The sequence below is a fragment of the Actinacidiphila yeochonensis CN732 genome, from assembly GCF_000745345.1.
GTDB lineage: Bacteria > Actinomycetota > Actinomycetes > Streptomycetales > Streptomycetaceae > Actinacidiphila > Actinacidiphila yeochonensis.
The window spans coordinates 3,770,883-3,788,884 of record NZ_JQNR01000005.1; the positions used below are offsets into that span (position 1 = coordinate 3,770,883).

Annotated in this window: 13 protein-coding genes and 3 pseudogenes; 9 read left to right on the plus strand and 7 right to left on the minus strand. The window is 76.5% G+C overall.

Features of this window, described 5'->3' with window-relative positions; all coding sequences use genetic code 11:
* Positions 1-27: 27 nt before the first annotated feature.
* On the minus strand, positions 28-927 hold the full coding sequence (locus BS72_RS27285) for a 5'-3' exonuclease (protein WP_037917912.1): 900 nt from the start codon (positions 925-927) through the stop codon (positions 28-30).
* Between the two features lie 209 nt (positions 928-1,136).
* On the opposite strand from BS72_RS27285, the gene BS72_RS27290 reads away from it, so the two are divergent.
* Positions 1,137-1,889, plus strand: coding sequence for a helical backbone metal receptor (locus BS72_RS27290; protein WP_232792545.1), 753 nt, complete (start codon positions 1,137-1,139; stop codon positions 1,887-1,889).
* 143 nt (positions 1,890-2,032) lie between these two features.
* Here BS72_RS27290 and BS72_RS27295 read toward each other — a convergent pair whose 3' ends face one another.
* A complete protein-coding gene (locus tag BS72_RS27295) occupies positions 2,033-3,145 on the minus strand; it encodes an SLAC1 family transporter (protein ID WP_051951762.1) in 1,113 nt (370 codons plus the stop codon).
* 289 nt (positions 3,146-3,434) lie between these two features.
* Between BS72_RS27295 and BS72_RS27300 the strand changes: the two are divergent.
* Together BS72_RS27300 and BS72_RS27305 are read left to right on the plus strand one after the other, a co-directional pair.
* Positions 3,435-4,381, plus strand: a pseudogene (locus BS72_RS27300) (LysR family transcriptional regulator).
* A 239-nt stretch (positions 4,382-4,620) separates the two neighbouring features.
* A complete protein-coding gene (locus BS72_RS27305; protein ID WP_037914404.1) occupies positions 4,621-5,736 on the plus strand; it encodes a DUF2510 domain-containing protein in 1,116 nt (371 codons plus the stop codon).
* Between the two features lie 250 nt (positions 5,737-5,986).
* On the opposite strand, the gene BS72_RS27310 is transcribed toward BS72_RS27305, so the two are convergent.
* The gene (locus BS72_RS27310; RefSeq protein WP_037914405.1) at positions 5,987-7,192 is read right to left on the minus strand and encodes an amino acid deaminase/aldolase; all 1,206 of its coding nucleotides are present in this window, start codon (positions 7,190-7,192) and stop codon (positions 5,987-5,989) included.
* A 1,271-nt stretch (positions 7,193-8,463) separates the two neighbouring features.
* Between BS72_RS27310 and BS72_RS27315 the strand changes: the two genes are divergently transcribed.
* Both BS72_RS27315 and mycP read left to right on the plus strand, forming a co-directional pair.
* Complete coding sequence (locus tag BS72_RS27315; protein WP_198545963.1) at positions 8,464-9,075, plus strand: hypothetical protein; 612 nt, start codon at positions 8,464-8,466, stop codon at positions 9,073-9,075.
* On the plus strand, positions 9,072-10,280 hold the full coding sequence (mycP, locus tag BS72_RS27320) for a type VII secretion-associated serine protease mycosin (protein ID WP_037914406.1): 1,209 nt from the start codon (positions 9,072-9,074) through the stop codon (positions 10,278-10,280). The genes BS72_RS27315 and mycP overlap by 4 nt, the downstream gene beginning before the upstream one ends.
* A 201-nt stretch (positions 10,281-10,481) precedes the next feature.
* Here mycP and BS72_RS27325 read toward each other — a convergent pair whose 3' ends face one another.
* Positions 10,482-11,453 (minus strand): MBL fold metallo-hydrolase, encoded by a 972-nt coding sequence (locus BS72_RS27325; RefSeq protein ID WP_063836148.1) that lies wholly within the window; start codon positions 11,451-11,453, stop codon positions 10,482-10,484.
* Between the two features lie 65 nt (positions 11,454-11,518).
* A complete protein-coding gene (locus tag BS72_RS37520; RefSeq protein ID WP_051951763.1) occupies positions 11,519-12,196 on the minus strand; it encodes a helix-turn-helix domain-containing protein in 678 nt (225 codons plus the stop codon).
* Between the two features lie 207 nt (positions 12,197-12,403).
* Between BS72_RS37520 and BS72_RS27335 the strand changes: the two genes are divergently transcribed.
* Positions 12,404-12,856, plus strand: a complete 453-nt coding sequence (locus BS72_RS27335) for a hypothetical protein (RefSeq protein ID WP_232792546.1) — start codon at positions 12,404-12,406, stop codon at positions 12,854-12,856.
* Between the two features lie 113 nt (positions 12,857-12,969).
* Here the strand turns inward: BS72_RS27335 and BS72_RS27340 are convergent, their stop codons facing one another.
* Positions 12,970-13,635, minus strand: a complete 666-nt coding sequence (locus BS72_RS27340) for a hypothetical protein (protein WP_198545964.1) — start codon at positions 13,633-13,635, stop codon at positions 12,970-12,972.
* 535 nt (positions 13,636-14,170) lie between these two features.
* On the opposite strand from BS72_RS27340, the pseudogene BS72_RS34790 reads away from it, so the two are divergent.
* The 3 genes and pseudogenes from BS72_RS34790 to BS72_RS27355 form a co-directional block, all read left to right on the plus strand.
* Positions 14,171-15,415, plus strand: a pseudogene (locus tag BS72_RS34790) (MFS transporter); the annotation flags it as partial.
* Between the two features lie 284 nt (positions 15,416-15,699).
* A pseudogene (locus BS72_RS27350) lies at positions 15,700-16,433 on the plus strand (SseB family protein).
* 235 nt (positions 16,434-16,668) lie between these two features.
* A complete protein-coding gene (locus tag BS72_RS27355) occupies positions 16,669-17,466 on the plus strand; it encodes an MIP/aquaporin family protein (protein ID WP_051951764.1) in 798 nt (265 codons plus the stop codon).
* A 143-nt stretch (positions 17,467-17,609) separates the two neighbouring features.
* Here the strand turns inward: BS72_RS27355 and BS72_RS27360 are convergent, their stop codons facing one another.
* A complete protein-coding gene (locus BS72_RS27360; protein ID WP_037914407.1) occupies positions 17,610-17,993 on the minus strand; it encodes a DUF1844 domain-containing protein in 384 nt (127 codons plus the stop codon).
* Between the last annotated feature and the right edge of the window lie 9 nt (positions 17,994-18,002).

Below are 18,002 nucleotides of genomic sequence, written 5' to 3' on the forward strand. Positions count from 1 at the left end.
CGGGCCTTCGGGCGGCGCGGCGTGCGCTCAGCGGGCGGCGAGGGCGTCCAGCAGGCGGCTGAGGGAGCCGCCCAGACCCCAGCGGGAGGCGAGCACGGCCAACTCCTCGGGTGCGGCCGGGGTCCGGGGCAGTTCGGGGGAGAGCGGGGGCAACGGCACGTCGTCCGCGACCCGCACCACCTTGGGCGCCACGTCCAGATAGGCGGAGGCGGCCAGGATGTTGCGCCGGCGCGCCGGGGTCAGCTTCGAGAACGGCTCCTCGGCCGCCGCCCGCACCCCGGCGAGGTCGCCGTACTGGCGGACGAGCTCGGCCGCGGTCTTCTCGCCGATGCCCTTCACCCCGGGCAGGCCGTCGCTCGGGTCGCCGCGCAGGGCCGCGAAGTCGGCGTACTGGCCTGGGGTGACGCCGTACCGCTCCACCAGCGCCGCGCCGTCCAGCACGTCCACGTCGCCGACACCCTTGCGGGGGAAGAGGACCCGGACCCCGCGCGCGTCGTCGACCAGCTGGAACAGGTCGCGGTCCCCGGTGACGATCGCCGCCGGGCCGGGCGCGGCCGTCGCGAGGGTGCCGATCACGTCGTCCGCCTCGTACCCGGGCACGCCCACCCGGGTGATGCCCACCGCGTCCAGCACCGCCTCGATCACCGGCACCTGCGGCGAGAGGGTGTCGGGGACCTCCTCGCTGCCGTCGGCCGGATCGGCCACCCGGTGCGCCTTGTACGACGGGATGAGGTCCACCCTCCACTGCGGCCGCCAGTCGGCGTCCATGCACGCCACCAGCGAGCCGGGGGAGTGGTCGGACACCAGCCGCGCGATGAAGTCCAGCAGTCCGCGCACCGCGTTGACCGGCGTGCCGTCCGGCGCCTTCACCGACTCGGGCACGCCGAAGTACGCGCGGAAGTACAGGCTCGCGGTGTCCAGCAGCATGAGCCCGCCGCCGGACCCGCCCTCCGTGGTCGCATCGTTCACGCCCGCCAGCATGGCACGCCCCACCGACACCCGGCGGCAGCGGCCGGGCGGGGCCGTCGTACCGGACACGGGCGAGGTGCGCGAGCGCCTGCCGGTCGCCCCGGCGCCCCGGGCCGGCGGGCCGTGGCAGCCGGTACGCCCGTTCCGCACGCTCGTAGGGTGGGGAGGTGACCGTGCAAGAGCAGGCCCACCGGGTGCGGCGGGTCGTCTCCCTCGTGCCCTCGCTCACCGAGTCCGTCGCCCTGACCGCGCCCGGACTGCTGGTGGGCGCCACCGACTGGTGCACCCACCCGGCCGGCCTGGACGTGGTGCGGATCGGCGGCACCAAGAACCCCGACACGGCCGCCGTCATGTCCCTCGCCCCCGACCTCGTCGTGGCCAACGAGGAGGAGAACCGCGAGGCGGACCTGGCCGTACTGCGCGCGGCCGGGCTGCGGGTGCTCGTCACCCGGGTGCGGACGCTGCCGGATGCCTTCGCCGAGATGGAGCGGCTGCTGGTGGGCGGCTGCGGGCTGCCCCGGCCGGCCTGGCTGGACGCCGCCCGGGCCGCGTGGGCCCGGCCGCCCGTACCCGCCGGGCCGCGCCGCCGGGCGGTGGTGCCGGTGTGGCGGCGGCCGTGGACGGGGCTGGGCCGCGACACGTTCGCGGGGGACCTGCTCGCGCGGCTCGGCGTCGACCACGTGCTGTCCGGCGCGGCCGAGCGCTATCCCCGCTTCGACCCCGCGCGGCTGCCGGGCACCCCCGGCCTCGTGGTGCTGCCCGACGAGCCGTACCGCTTCACCGCGCAGGACGGGCCCGAGGCGTTCCCCGGGCTGCCCGCCGCCCTCGTCGACGGCCGCCGCCTGACCTGGTACGGGCCGTCGCTGGTGGACGCGGCCGAGGTGCTGGCACGTCAGCTGGCCGCCGCCCGCGCCTACTGATCCGGCGGGGCGGGGGCTGGGCGCACCGCCTCCCGTACCCGCGCGCTTCACCGGGGCGCGCCGTCAACCCCGGTACCGAGCGCTCCGGCCCGGTGGACGGGGAACGCCGTCCCCCCGCCGTCCCCCTGCCGCCGTCCACGCGGTCACGCCGCGCGGCGCGCGCCCGCCAGCTGCCGTACGGTGCCGCCGGCCGCGCCGAGGAAACCGGCCGCGAGCAGGACGTAGAGGGCCGCCGCGAGCCACGTCACCGGGTGGACGCCGGTGTGCCGGGCCAGCGCCGAGGCGCCCGTCACGATGGTGCCCACCGGGAAGGTGAAGGCCCACCACGTCATCGCAAAGCCCATCCCGGCGCGGGCCGCCCGCAGCAGCAGCGCCGCCGACAGCACCAGCCACAGCAGCGCGAAGCCCATCACCGGCACCCCGTACAGCACCGAGAACGCCCGCAGCGCGCCCGCGTACACCGGGAGCCCGCCCGAGGCGGCGTCGGCGAGGTTGCCGGCGGCGGTGGTGGACTGGCCCAGCGGCCCCAGCACCAGCAGCAGCGTCGGGGTCAGCGCCAGCGGCAGCGGGTGCCGCACCAGCCGCCCCCACACCAGCGGCAGCACCACCAGCACGCACAGCAGGCTCGCCCCGAACATCCCCGAGCAGGCCAGCAGCAGGGTGGCGCGGGCCTGGTGCGCCCCGGCCGGCAGGTGCGCCACCAGCGCCGGACCGGACGCGGCGGCCACCATCGGCGCCACCAGCGGCAGCAGCCACACCGGGGAGGCGTCGTCCGGGCCGATCCGGTGCCGCGTCACCATCAGGTACGGCACCGCGATCGCGACCAGCAGCGCCGCCGCCGCTCCGACCGTCCAGAGCACCGCGTCCACCGCGACCGCCGTGTGGGCCCCCAGCACCCCGGGCCCCAGCAGCAGGGTTCCGGTGCCCACGGCCAGCAGCGCCATCGGCAGGCAGCCGTAGAACGGGGCGACCGCGGGGTCGGCCAGGTGCTCGCGGGCCCGGTCGGCGTGGCGCAGCCAGTGCCCGGCACGGGCGGCCAGCACGGCCAGCAGCACCACGACGGACAGCGCCCACAGCCCCGTGCACGCGGCGTGCAGCCACCCGGGGCGGCCGGGCAGTCCGGCCCCGGCGCTGGCCGTGATCGACGTGCCCATCACCGCCGCGTACCAGTTCGGGCCGAACTCCCGCAGCGCGCCGCCCCGGACACGGGTGGAACGGGGTGGGGCGGGGGCTGCGGGCGCGGTGAGGGTGCTCATACCTGCGACGATGCCGCCGCGCGGGGCGCTCCGGTAGCGACCGCGCGGCTATCAGGTCATAAGCTGGAGTGATGAGCGCACTCGCGATTTCTCCCCATACGCACCCGCCCGAGGACGCCGGTGCCCCGGGCGGTCCGGGTGCCCAGGGTGCTGCGGGCGGGTCGCGCGCTACCGGGGCCTCGGGTGGGCCCCGTGGGCCCGTGGGTCCCGTGGGTCCGGGGCCTCGGGTGGGTCCGAGGGTTCTGGACCGCTCGGCGGGGCCGGGCGGGCGGCTCCGGGGACCGCGCCGCTGGCGCACCGGGTGCCCGACCTCGGCGCGCTGGAGCTGCTGCTGGCCGTCGCCCGGCTGGGCAGCCTGGGACGGGCCGCCCGGGAGCTGGGGATCAGCCAGCCGGCGGCGAGCGGGCGGCTGCGCGCGCTGGAGACCCGGCTCGGCGTCGCGCTGGTCCGCCGCTCCCCGCGCGGCTCGCGGCTCACCGACGAAGGCGCCCTGGTCAGCGAGTGGGCGCAGCGGGTGGTGGAGGCCGCGGAGGTGTTCGACGCCGGGGCGCGGGCGCTGCGCGGGCGGCGCGACTCCCGCCTGCGGGTGGCGGCCAGCATGACGGTGGCCGAGTACCTGCTGCCCGGCTGGCTGGTGGCGCTGCACGAACGGCTGCCGGATACCGCGGTCTCCCTGGCCGCGGGCAACTCCGCGGCCGTGGCCGAGCAGGTGGGCGCGGGCGCCGCCGACCTCGGCTTCGTTGAGGGCCTGGACGTACCGCCCGGCCTGGACGCGGCCGTCGTGGGCCACGACCACCTGCTGGTGGTCACCGCGCCCTGGCATCCGTGGGCCGTCCGGCGCACCCCGCTGCGAGCGGCCGAGCTGGCCGCGGCACCGCTGCTGCTGCGCGAACCGGGTTCGGGGACGCGCCAGGTGCTGGACGCGGCCCTGACCGGACACGGCGGACCGGCCGCGCCGCTGCTGGAGCTGGCGTCCACCACGGCGGTCAAGTCCGCGGCGGTCGGCGGGGCCGGGCGGCCGTGCTCAGCGAGCTGGCGGTGGCCGAGGAGCTGGCCGCGGGGCGGCTGGTGCGCGTCCCGGTGGCCGGCCTCACCCTGCGGCGGGCCCTGCGCGCGGTCTGGCCGGCCGGCCACCGGCCGGCCGGCCCGGCCCGCGACCTGCTCGCGCTGACCCGCTCCCGGCCCGGAGCCGCTCCGGGCGGTGCGGACCGTGCCGGCGGCGGGCATCCCGGCTGACGGGACGCCGGCGGACGGCGTCGGCCAGGGAGCGGGCCGGGAGCGCGGCGCCCGGTGGGAAGGGACCCGCCACCGACCTGCCGGATCCTGTCCGGGCCGTTCCCCACCCGCCCTGACATGGGCGGATTCGCCTGGGCGGGACGCCGCCGTGCCGCTGCTGAGGCGTCCGCTGCCCGGTGTGACCGCCCTGTGACCGCCGTGCTTACGGGATTCTCATGCTCGGGCCATAAGGTGACGCCGTGACGACGACGACCCCGCCCGGCTGGTACCCAGAACCCGGGCACACAGGCAACGGCCCGGCCATGGAACGCTGGTGGAACGGGACCGAGTGGACGGAGTACACGCGGACCGCGCCGGGCCCGGGCACGCCGCAGCAGGACACCCCGCAGCAGGGCGCCCAGCCGTACGGGCAGCCCCAGGACCAGCCGTACGGTGTCCAGCCCTACGGTGTCCAGCCCTACGGCGGGCAGCCGTACGGCGGCTATCCACCCGCCACCGTCATATCCGGCGGCGGGGGCGGGCGGCGGCGCACCAGCACCGTGGTGCTCTCGATCGTCGCCGCGCTCGTGGTGATCGGCGGCGTCATCGCGGGCGTGCTGGTGCTGGGCGACAACAGCAGCAGCGACAACAAGGCCCAGAGCACTCCGAGCACGGCGCCCAGCGGCGGCTTCAACCGTGGCGGGAACGGCAACGGCAACGGGAGCGGCGGCCTGGGCGGGGATAGCGGCGGCCTGGGCGGCAGCGGCGGCCAGGCCCCCGACACCCAGCAGCCGGAGAGCCCGGGCACCGGCGGCAAGACCGTCACGGGTCCCGGCACCGCGGCGGACCCGCTGGACGGCATCAGCCTGCCCGTCCTGAAGGGCTGGACCGGTGACGAGTCCACCGACAGCAGCACGGCCGACGTCGTCACCGGCAGCTACCCCTGCCCGCAGGACTCGACCTCGACGTGCGTGCGCGGCGGTGTCTTCGCCCAGCCCGCGCTGGCCCTGAACCTGAAGTCCACCACGGCCGAGGCGGCCGCCAAGGAGGACATCGCCGGCAACGCCGAGCAGGCGTACGGCTCCGACATCTACGGCAAGACCACCTCCCACGAGCAGCTGGCGTCCGAGTCGGTCACGGTGGCGGGCAAGCAGGGCTACCTGGTGCGGTGGAAGGTCGACACCGCGTCCGGAACCAGCGGTTACGTGGAGTCCCTGGCGTTCCCGTCGCCCACCCGCGACCTGCTGGTCGTGATCCGCTTCGGGTTCGACGTCAGCGGCAAGGCACCCGGCCTCGACACCATGGACACGATCACCAAGGGCATCAAGGCATCCAGCGGCACCGCCGGTTCCGGCGGGGGCGGCACCGGCGTCTGAGCCCGGTCCGCGACGAACCATCCCGCCCGACACCCGGCGGCCCCGCCTTCTCAGGGCCCCCGGACCCGCTCCGCGCGCACCCGGCCTCCGCAACTGCGGGGGCCGGCCGTGCGTCCGGGGTCCGTGCGTCCGGGGTCCGTGCGCCGCGGGGCTCCCGGACGCGGGTGTTCCCGGGGACCCGACGGGAGCGGTGGGAGGTCCCCGACGGGAACGGAGGAGCGGACCCGACAGGCGGGGGAGAGGGGGAGTGCTACAGGAACGTCCGGCCCTCGCCCCGGTACGTCGGGGCCACCGCGACCACTGACTCGCCCTCCACCAGATGGAGTTCGGCGAAGCGCTCGCACAACTCGCCCGCCTTGGCGTGCCGGAACCACACCTTGTCGCCGATCAGCAGGTCGTCGGCGGCCGGCCCGAGCAGCGGGGTCTGCACCTCGCCCGGACCCTCCTGCGGGTCATAGCGCAGCCCCTCGGGCAGCCAGGGCTCGGGCAGCCGGTCCCTGCCCGCCGCGCCGGAGGCCGGGTAGCCGCCGCCGAGCACGGTCACCACGCCCACCCCCGGCCGCCGCACCACCGGCAGCGCGAACAGCGCGGCGGGGCGGCCGTGGAAGGACGTGTAGTTGTCGAACAGCCGCGGTACGTACAGGCCCGAGCCCGCCGCCACCTCCGTCACCGCGTCCTCCGCCGCCGTGTGCTGGACGCTGCCGGTCCCGCCGCCGTTGACGAACTCCAGGTCCGGAACGGCCTCCCGCACCGCCGCCACCGCGGCGGCCCGCCGGCCGGCCAGTTCCCGCCGGGCCGCGGACTGCATCAGCCGCACCGCGAGCGACCGGCCCGGACGCCCGCGTACCGTGTCGCCGACGCCGGCGATGTGCCCCTCGTAGGCCATCACCCCCACCACGCGGAAACCCGGCCGGGCGGCGACCCGCCGGGCGAACGCGCCCAGTTCGCCGGGGGCGCGCAGCGGCGAGCGCAGCGCGCCGACACGGATCCGGCCGGCCAGCGCCCGCAGGCTGGTGTCCAGTTCGAGACAGACCCGGACGCGTTCGGTGCCCTCCGCGCCCCGGGAGGCGTCGATCAGGTCGAGTTGGGCCTCGTCGTCCACCATCACCGAGACGGCGGCGGCGAGTTCCGGGTCCGCCGCCAGCTCGGCGAAGGCTGTCCGGTCCGCCGACGGGTAGGCCAGCAGGATGTCGTCGAAGCCGGCCCGGGCCAGCCACAGCGCCTCCGGAAGGGTGAAGGCCATCACCCCGGCGAACCCCTCGCGGGCCAGCACCCGTTCGAGCAGCGCCCGGCACCGCACCGACTTGGAGGCGACCCGTACCGGCTTGCCGCCCGCACGGCGGACCAGGTCGGCCGCGTTCACGTCGAACGCGGCCAGGTCGACGATGGCGACGGGGGCGTCGAGATGGGCGGTCGCCCGGTCGTACCGGGTCCGGTCCGCGCTGCGCAGGGACATGGGCGCAGCCTGCCAGACCCCGCTACCAGGCGGTAGGCCCGCGGCCCGGATCCCGGCCACCGCACCCGTCGCGCCCCGGCGCAGCCGCATCTCCCGCCAACCCCGTAAAGTGACGCGCACACGAACGGGTACCACGCTGGTACAGGGCATGAGGGAGCGCCGGGTGAGCACCGGAGTGGAGAAAGGCAACACCCCGCCCGCTTCTGCCCCTTCACCCTTCCCCACACTCCAACCGCACCTGCGCGGCGCCTCCTCGGCGGAACAGCCCGCCGCCGCCCCGGGGAGCGGTCCGGTCCCGGCTCCGCCCCCGGCCTCGCTGCCGTCGTCGGCAGGGTCCCCCGAGGGCGGTCGGGGCCCGGCGCCCCTTGCGTCCTCCGGCCAGGAGCCCGTCGAGCCGCCTCCTGCGGTGGCCGAGGACCCCGGCGGACGGCCCGGAACGCCTCCGCCCGCCCGTCCGGGCGCTGTTACGGCACAGGCTGGTCCCCCGCCGCCCGCCCCGCCCGAGCCTCCCTGCGCGGGCGCTGCCGGGCGGGCGAGTGCGGCGCGGTGGCCCGCAGGGGCCGAACAGCGGTCATCCGAAACCATCTTGGATGGCGCAGGGGCTGAACACCAGCAGCAGGGAGGGGCCTTGGGCCGGCCTCCGGCTGAACGCCAAGCGTCCGAGGCCCCCTCGGGGGGAGCCTCCGCGACAGCGGCGGGGGACGACGACCCGTGGCCGCTCGCCCCGCCCGCGCGGGGCGGCTCCCTCCCGCCGCCGCCCCGGCAGGCCCTCCGGCCCCCGCCCCTCCGGCAGCACCCCCTCGGCCGTCGGCGCGACCCATGGCCGGGCCTGCCGTACCGCCGCCCCCGGCCGGGCCGCCGACCTCCGGCGGCGCCCGGCCACTGCCGGCGCAAACGCCCCGGCCGGCCGCCGCTGTGCCCGTCCCCCGCCGCCAAGCAGGCCCCTGCCGCCCCGCGCCCCCGCCCGGCCTGCCCGGTGCCGCGCCTTACCCCGCGCCGCCGGCCCCGGCAAGCTACCCCGAGACGGTGTCCTTCGCGCCCGCGCCCCTCGGGACGGCACCGGAGACGGCCGGAACGGAGCCGCGCCGAGCCGTGGTGAGGGTGCGGAGACAGCGTGTACTGGCCGCCGCGTGCCTGGTGGTGGGCCTCGGGCTGCTCGGCGGCGCCGTCGCTGGAGCCGCGCTCAACGGCGGCACCCGGCCCCGCCTCCGCTCGCCGACGGCAGCCCGGAGGCGTTCGCCAAAGCCCGCGAGGTGTGGCGCGACACCCCCGTGGACAGCCTCTTCCCACCCGAGCTGAGTGCCAAGGGCGGCGGCCCCGGCGGTGCCGACCGCTCCTGGGTGCGGATCGGAGTGGCCGCACCGGCAGGCTGTGCGGGTGCCTTCGACCCGCTGCTCCAGCACGTGCTGGCCCCCGTCGGCTGCGCCCGGCTGCTGCGCGCCACCTACGTCGACAGCACCTCGACGACGGTGACGACGGTCGGGCTGCTCGTCGCCTCCGGCGAGGAACCCGCCATGAGCGCGCTGGGCACGCGCTGGACCTCGGAGCACCTCGGCGAGCGAGCGGATCTGCTGCCGCGTACGGCGGCGTTCCCCGGTACCCAGGCCGCCCACTTCGGGGCCCGACAGCGCGGCAGTTGGGACGTGCGGATCTCCTCCGGCCTGCCCTTCGTCGTCTACGCCGTCAGCGGCTTCGCCGACGCCCGCGCCGTCGCGCAGCCGCAACCGGCCGACCAGGCCGACAAACCCGGCGCCACCAGCGCCGCCGCCCAGGCCGGGCTCGGCTTCGACGCCAGCGGCCTGGCCGGCGCCGTCGACACCCGCCTGCACGCCGCCGTGGCCACCCTCCTCCACCCGCCGACCAAGGGCACGCAGCAGCGATGACCAGCAGCCACCCGGCACCCCTCCGAGCCCCTCGCGCCGTCCGGCTGCTGGCCGTCCTCGCCGCCGCCGGCACGGTGGGCGTCCTAGCCACGCCGCCGGCAGCCGCGGACCCCGCGCGCAGCCAGGACTGGGCGCTGTCCGCGCTCCACGCCCAGCAGGCGTGGCAGACCACCAAGGGCGCGGGCGTCACCGTCGCCGTCCTGGACACCGGCGTCGACGACACCCACCCGGACCTGACCGGGCAGGTGCTGCCGGGCAAGGACGAGATCGGCTTCGGCGCCAAGCGCGGCGACTCCTCCTGGGCACGACACGGCACCGGCATGGCCGCGATCATCGCCGGGCACGGCCACGGCCCCGGCGACAGCGACGGCGTGCTCGGCCTCGCCCCGCAGGCCCGCATCCTGCCGGTGCGGGTGATCCTGGAGGACAAGGACCCGCAACGGCAGAAGGCCAGGACCGACCGCGGCGACGCGCTGCCCGACGGCATCCGCTGGGCGGTGGACCACGGCGCCGACGTCATCAACCTCTCGCTCGGCGACGACAGCGCCACCGCCGCGCCGGTGGCCGCCGAGGACGACGCGATCCGGTACGCCCTGAGCAAGGGCGTCGTGGTCGTGGCCTCGGCCGGCAACGGCGGCGACGGCGCCGACCGGTCCTCCTACCCGGCCGCCTACCCCGGGGTGATCGCCGTCGCAGCCGTGGACCGCCACGGCGACCACGCCTCCTTCTCCACCCACCGCTGGTACGCCTCCGTGGCCGCGCCCGGAGTCGAGGTGGTCATCGCCGCGCCCGACCGCTCCTACTACAACGGCTGGGGCACCAGCGCCGCCTCCGCGTACGTCTCGGCCGCCGCCGCCCTCATCCGCTCCGCCAACCCCGGGCTCAGCCCGGCGCAGGTCAAGCAGGTGCTGGAGGACACCACGCAGGACCGGCCCAAGGGCGGCCGCAACGACGACGTGGGCGCCGGCATGATCGACCCGCCCGCCGCGGTGGCCGCCGCGAAGAAGCTGAAGCCCGCGTCGGTGCTGCCCGCGCCCGCCGCCTACGCGCACACCTACTTCCCGCCCGGACCCGTCGCCGCGCCCGCGTCCCAGGACCACTCCCAGCTCCTGGGCGACGGCGTTGCCGCGGGCTTCGCCGCCGCCGGAGCCGCCCTCACCGGATGCGCCGGCGTGCTGTGGTACCGGCTGCGCCGACCCGCCTGAGCACTGCCCTCCTTCCGCCGCGCTCCTTCCGCGAGGCTGGGGGAAAGCCGCCGTCTGTCTTCCGCGCGGCTGGGGGAGAGCCGCCGTCCGGTGCGGCGGCCTCCGGAACGCGCGGCAGGCGTCAGCGTGCTGCCGGCCAGCGGCAGCCAGGGCGGCCAGCGCGGTGCACCACCAGTACGCGGCGGCCGAGGTGGCGTGCCGTCAGTTGCGTATGAGGGTCCGGAGCGCCTTGCGGGTGCGGCCGCGCAGCACCAGTCGGCGCATGTCCGAGGGGCTGGGCTGGAGGTAGAGCACCGCCCCGGGCAGCCGGTGCACACCCGGCTGCCCGGCCACGGCGACGGCGGCGTCACGGAGTGCGGAGAGGTCGGCTGCGGTCAGCTCCAGACGCTGCTCGCGGGGCTGGTAGGAGGCGCCGATCGGGTACTCGTGGCCGGGCCGTCGGCCCATCTCTACATGGCCGCCCAGGACATGAGTCACCGGGTGCTCGGCGGCGAAGGCCACCAGCCGGTCCAGCGTGGCCAGGTACGCCGGGCCGTCGAAGGCGTACAGCCGACCGGGCAGCACCGTGTCCCCGGTGAGCAGCACGCCCGTGCGGCGGTCGTAGAAGGTGACAGCCGCCTCCTGGTGGCCGGGCGAGCCGATCACGTCGAGCACCCGGCCGCCGAGGTCGAAGGGCACCTCGGCCTCCGGCCACGAGGAGCCGAAGCCGAAGAACTCCCTCACCGCCGCGGCCTCGTGGGCGACCACGGTGGTGTGCGGGCGGTCGGCGAACTGCCCGTCGGCCGCCACGTGGTCGCCGTGCGCGTGCGAGTGCGCGACGACCAGGCCGTACGTGCCGCCCGCGCACTCCGGGTGGGCCGCCAGCCACGCGTCCACCAGGGCGTCGACGGTCCTCCGCAGCGGGAACAGAGCCGGGTCGGAGGTCGCCCCGGTGTCCAGCAGCAGGGCCCGCTCCCGGCCGAACAGCAGGTACAGGAAGGGCGCTTCGTAGTTCAGCTCCTTGCTCTGCCGCAGGATGACCGTGGCCCCGTCGTAGTGGTGGACCTGGATCGCCGGGCCCGCGGCGCTCCAGCGGAAGCGGGCCCCGTGCGCCCACTCCACCTCCATCGAGCCGGCGACCGGACCCTGCTGTCCTTCGTCCCCGGTGCTCCGTGCCGTGCCGTGCGTCGTCATCTCCGACTCACTTTCTGGTGCGTGCCTGCGTGCCTGCCTGGTCGCCTGTCCGGATTCGTTCCTGTTCATCTCCGCGACCGCCCCTTCGTGCCGGCGGCCCGCCCCGTCGCTGCTTCCCGGGGCCCCTCCTCCGCTCCTCCCTCCTCTTCCTCTTCCTCTTCCGCTGTGCCGGCCGACGGCTCCGCCTCCACCACGACCCCGGTCAGCGGGGTGGCCGCCATGAAGTAGCGGATGTGGCGCAGCCCGGACTGCTCCGGCGCGGAGGCCTCGGCGCTCCTGGAGAGGTACGGGGCGAGCAGCTCCTGCCACTTCCGCTCGATCTCCCCGGCCTCCTCGGCGGTCACCGCGGTGACCGCCGAGACGATTCCCGTCCCGGCCCGCCACTCGGGCGGCTCCTGCTCCCGGTGCTCCGCGTGTTCCAGGATCGCCGCCAGCGCCCGCTCCACCACGGTGCGTTCCAACTGGCGGCGCAGGGTCTCCTCCGCCGCGGTGAACCGCATCGCCGGCCGTTCGTCGGGCAGCCGCCACTGCCGCTCGCGCCGGTCCGCACCCGGACCGGCCTCCTCGACGTACCCATAACGCGCCAACTGCCGCAAGTGGAAAGAGCAGTTGGCCTGAGGGATACCGAGCGCGCGTCCGCACTGGGCGGCGGTGGCCGGACCGCTCGCGGCCAGCAGCTCCAGCAGGTCGAGCCGCAACGGGTGTGCGAGCGCCCGGATGGCCCGCGGATCGGTGATCTCCATGTGTCAAAGACTACTTTGGTTTCTGCTTTTGTCAAAGGGTTCTTTGGGGTTCCGTGTGTCGTGTTCGCGCCGCGGGCTCCGCCACCTGACCAGACGTCAGCGGGCAAAGCGGACCAATCCGGTGTCGGCGACTCCCTGCGACGCCCGCGGTCCTGGCGATCGCCCGGAGGTGCCTCGCTGCTACGTTGACCCGAAAACGTGGGAGGGGTGAGCCGCCAGGTGGACGGTGGCCGGCGGTACGCAGCCGTCGTGGCGCTCGGTGAACTCGGGCGAAGCCGCGACGTTCGCGACCGGGCGGATGCCGGTCGCGGCCTGGCGGGCTTCGCCGAGATGCGGGAGGCCCTCGGTCCACTGCCGGCGCTCCTGCTCGACCCGGGCGACACCTCCGTCACCAGGGCGACCGCGGAAGCCCTGCTTCGGCGGAAGGACGGGATCGGGCTGGCGACAGTCGCCTCCGCGCTGGCGGTCGCCGACCCGAATCACGGCGACTGGATCCACTCCGCAGTGCACGAGGTGTTCGGCGTCTTCTCCGAGGACCGGGACAGCGCGATGCGGTTGTGCGAGGAGATGCCGGGGCACCCGGACGACCGCGTTGCCCTGGGGGCTCGTCAGATGCTCTCGACCCTTGCGGAGATCGACCCCGTTCTTCGGCCCCTGTAGCTGCGGGTGGCATCTGGGGAATCCCGTCGCGGAACTCGTCAGCGGACCTCCGCGCGCCCGTCGGTGCCATCTCGAAGGCCGCCGATCAGCCGGTCGGCCGGAGGGGGCCGGCGTCAGCGCGTCGTGGGGCGGGTGCGGCCCGCCGCCGATAGGCGGTGGAGGGTGAAACCCCGGCCGGACGGGTCGAGCCCGCGGGTCGCCGCGCTGAACACCTCGGCCGCGCGGCGGTAGGAGAGCCTGCGCCCCCGCCCGGAGGCGAACAGCGGCCCGTCGACGCGGCCCAGGGCGAGCAGCGGTAGCAGGCCGGCTGCCCCCTCCCGCCAGCGCAGTGCCGGCTCGTGCCGGACGCGGGTGCGGCGGCCGGGCAGGTCGAGGTCGTCGACGTCCAGTGCCAGGACGGCCTCCACGGTGCCGCCGCTCTCGTACAGCACGTGCCACAGGGCCTGTTCGCGCAGCGGCGCACGCAGCGCCAGGACCGCCGCGGCCTCGCCGGGGGCCAGGGCGGTGGTGCGGCGCCCCGGCGGCGGCAGCGGGCGCAGCCCGGCCACCGGGTCCCCGCCGCGCAGCCAGCCGCGCGCCCGCCACCAGGTCACCGCGCTGACCAGTGCGGACAGTTCGCGGTTGGCGGTGCGGGCTCCGACAGCGGCCGAACGCGCGGCGAACGCCGCCCGGAGCCGTTCTCCGGCGCCGGGGGAGTCCAGCAGATGCAGTGGAACCGACGGAGCAACCGCGCCCCGCCGCAGCCCGCCGCCCGGCGGCGCGCCCCGACCAGCGCCCACGCCCACGTGGTCAGCGCGATCCGGTACACCCGCCGCGACGCCTCGCCGAGCGCCGCGGCCGCGAGGTAGCGGTCGACGGCGACGGCGTACTCGACGGGCGCCGTGAGCTCAGCGGGCCGGGGAGCGACGCGTCCGGCCCGGCCGCCGTCCGGGGTGGGCCGCGTCCCGGCGGCGGGATCAGCGCCCTGCGGGTCCTCGCCGACGGGACGGGACGCGGCGCCCTGCCCGGGTGCGGCCGCCGCGACGGAAACGGAACCGGTGTCCGACCTGTACCCGGACGGCACGCGCGTCCCCGAGCGGTCCTCCTCCGGCCGCGCGCCCGCCGGTGTCTGTGGCTCCGTCATGCCCGCCAGCCCCTCCCGCCCGGCGACCGCCACCTCGCCCGACGACCTCCCGAGCGGCGGCTGCTGGATGATCAACCGCAGTAAACGCACCTGCGGTCGCACTCAGTTCAGACTAGCTTGACAGCACACGACTCAATGTCTTGCGCAGTCGGCTCTGGCGTGTCGTCATGCGCGCAGATCACGCTGGCGCCATGCCTACTGCGAAGCCCGCCGGGCCCGCCGGGCCTGCCCGTACGACCGCGTCCGGACCCGGCCCCGGACCCGGCCCCGGCCCCGGACCCGGCGCCGGTGCGGAGACCGGTGGGCCACCGTCCCGCGGGCCCACCGCCGTACTCCGCGAACCGCTCTTCCGGCGTTTCGCCATCGGCCGCGCCACCTCCCTGCTCGGGTCGGGGATGACGAGTGTCGGGCTGAGCTTCGCCGTGCTGGGCAACGGCGGAAGCGGCTCCGACCTCGGGCTGGTGCTGTCCGCCCGCGTCCTTCCACTGGTGCTGGTGCTGCTGGTCGGGGGCGTGGCCGCCGACCGGGTCGGCAGCCGGAGGATGATGCTCGCCGCCGACATCACCCGGGTGCTCACCCAGTTCGGCATGGCCCTGCTGCTGGTCGGCGACGCGCCGCCGCTGTGGACGCTGGTCGCGCTGGTGGCGTGCTGGGGCGCGGCGGAGGCGCTGTTCACGCCCGCCCTCAACGCGCTGGTCCCGCAGCTGGTCCGGCCCGAGCGGCTCGCCGACGCCAACGCGGTGCTGAACGTGGCCGGTTCGGCCGCCTCCATCGCCGGGCCCGCGCTGGCCGGCCTGATCGCCGCGGTTGCCGGTTCCGGGCCGGTGCTGGCCGCGGACGGGGCCAGCTACCTGGTGAGCGTCGTCGTCCTGCTGACCCTGCCCAGTGCGCCGCGCCCGGCAGCCGGGCGGAGGGGGCGGTCGTTCCCGCGCGAACTGCGCGAGGGGTGGGCGGAGTTCAGCTCGCGACCGTGGCTGTGGGTGTCCACCGCGCACATCAGCCTGTTCAACCTGCTGGTCTGGGCGCCCTTCCTGGTGCTCGGGCCGGTGGTGGCGCGGCAGCGGCTCGGCGGGGCGGGTGCGTGGGGGCTGCTCCTGGCGCTCTACGGAGCCGGCGCGGTGGCGGCCGGGCTGGCCGTGCTCGGCCGCCGCCCCGGCCGGCCGCTGCGGGTCGCCACGGCTGCCACGGCCTGCTGGGCACTGCCCTCGGCCGCGCTCTCCACCGGCCGGGCGCTGCCGTGGGCGTGCGCGGCGGCCGTCGCCGCCGGAGCCTGCTCCTCGGTCTGCGGCACCCTCTACACCACGGCCATCCAGCACGGCGTCCCGGCCGACGCGCTCGGCCGGGTCAACGCCTTCGACTCCTTCGGCGCGTTCGTGCTCGGCCCGGTGGGGCTGGCCGCGGCCGGACCGGTGGCGGCGCTCGCCGGCGTCCGGCGCGTCCTCGGCTTCGGCGCGCTGTGGCAGCTCGCCTCCGTGGCCGTGGTGCTCGCCCTCCCCGCCGTGCGAAACCACAGGCCGCCCGCTCCCTCCCCGGGCACGCCGGAGCCGGAGCCGGAGCCGGAGCCGGAGCCGAGCCGGAGCCCGAGCCCGAGCCCGAGCCGGAGCCCGAGCCCGGCCCGGAGCCAGGCCCCGACCCCGAGCCCGACCCGGCCCAGCGGTCTCCGGCGCCCGGCCCGGACGCCCCGCCCGGAGCCCCGGTCTCGGCCGGATAGGCTGCGGGGGTGGCGCTCAAGAACATCCCGGACCCCGGCTTCGCCGACGACGACGGCTCCGCCCACCCCGCGCTGGCCGCTGCCCTCGACCGCTACCGGCAGGGCGCGGCCACGGACGCCGAAGTGGTCGACGCCCTGCGCGGTGCCCGCCTGCTCGTGCCCGTCGTCGCCGTGCTCGGCGAGGTGGAGACCGGCCCCGACGGCCTGGCCCGGGAGAAGAGCAGCGACATGGCCGTACCCACCCTCCAGGCGCCCGACGGGCACCGCGCGCTGCCCGCCTTCACCTCCACCGCCGCGCTCGCCCGCTGGCGGCCCGACGCCCGCCCGGTCGCCGTACCGCTCCTGCAAGCACTCCAGGCGCTGGCCCACGAGCGGGCCGACTCGCTCCTGCTCGACCTGGCCGGGCCGGTGCCGTACGAGCTGACCGGCGCCGCGCTGCGGGCCGCCGCCGGCACCCCCGACCCGCTGGCCGGCCCGCCGTACGGGAGGCGCTGCGGGCAGCCGTCGCCGCGGCCCCCGGCGTCGTCCGCGCCCACCTGACGCCCGGCGCGCCCGGGACCGACAGCGACGGCACCCTCGGCCTCGTCGTCGGGTCTGCCGCCGACGTGGCGGCCGTCGCCAGGCAGGTGTCCTCCGCCCTGGCCGAGGACGCCGTGCTGCGCGCCGCGCTGGTCCGGGGCATGGACCTTGCGCTGCTCCCCCCGGACGCACAGGTGCCCGGCGAGCCGTTCTTCGTCCGCTGACGGGGGCCTCTCCGGTCTTCCGGGTCCTCCCGGTCCGGTGAGTCCTCCGGGTCCTCCGGGTCCTCCGTCTGTCCGGCAGGCCGCACCCGCCTCCCGGGCGCAGCGAGCCGGGCAGACGCCTGTGGGCCTCGCCTCCCTGCCGCGCCATGGGCGCTTACGCAGCCTCCCAAGATGTGCGATTCACCCGATAAGCCGACAATGCGTAAGCGGGGGGATCGTCGTGAGGAGGCACCCCATGGACAGCCGCACCCGCGCGCCACTCGACCTCGGTTCGGTGGACGTGCGCACGGTGGCGTGCGAGTTCCTCGGCACGCTGCTGCTCGTCTTCCTGGCCGTGGGCGCCGCCGTGATCGGCGGGCAGTTCATCGGCACCGTGGGCATCTCGCTGGCCTTCGGCTTCACGCTGCTGGTGCTCGCGTACGTCTTCGGCCCCGTCTCCGGCGCCCACCTGAACCCGGCGGTGACGCTCGGCATGCTGGTGGCGCGGCGGATCACCGTACGCACCGCGGTGGAGTACTGGGTCGCGCAGATCGTGGGCGGGATCATCGGCGCCGCGCTGCTGCTGATGGTGGTCAGGCAGGTGCCGGGGCTCACCGTCCACGGCCGGTTCGGCACCAACGGCTACGGCTACCGGTCGGCGGTCGGCGTCAACATCTTCGGGGCCTTCGTCGTGGAGCTGATCCTGACGTTCCTGCTGGTCTACGTGTACCTCGCGGTGACCCGGCGGGTGGCCCTGATCGGTTTCGGCGCGCTGGCCGTCGGGCTCGCCCTCGCGGTGATCAACCTGATGGGCATCCCCATCACCGGCGCCGGCGTCAACCCGGCCCGCAGCCTGAGCCCGGCGATCTTCGCCGGCAGCCCGCCGCTCATCCAGGTGTGGCTGTTCCTGGTCGCGCCGCTGGTCGGCGGGGCACTGGCGGCGGTCGTCCACGAGGTCACCCACCCGGCGCTGGACGCGCTCAGGGCGGCACACGCCGCAGGCGGCGAGGACGTCGACCCGGCGGGCGGCCTGGACCTGGACGACGGCCGCTGACCCCGGCGCCCGGTCCGCGCACACCTCCGCCCCGGTAGCCTGGGAAGGCCGCCGGGGCGGAGGTACGTACGAAGTCGGGCTGGAGGCGTCAGGCGCGGAAGGCGCGGGCCGGACGGCCGTTCAGCCGCCGGGCCGGGCCGGCCTCAGGAGTAGACGGGGCCGGTGAACTTCTCGCCGGGCCCGGCGCCGGGCTCGTCCGGCACCACCGACGCCTCGCGGAAGGCCAGCTGGAGCGACTTCAGCCCGTCCCGCAGCGGGGCGGCGTGGAAGGAGCTGATCTCGGTGGCGCTGGCGGTCACCAGCCCGGCCAGGGCCTGGATGAGCTTGCGCGCCTCGTCGAGGTCCTTGTGCGCGTCGCCCTCCTCGGCCAGGCCCAGGTTCACCGCGGCGGCGCTCATCAGGTGGACGGCCACCGTCGTGATCACCTCGACGGCCGGGACGTCGGCGATGTCCCGGGCCATGGCCCCGGCTGCCGCGTCGGAGGGGGCGGTGACGGGTACGTCGGTCGGTGCGGGTGCGTCGCTCATGGGGCACAC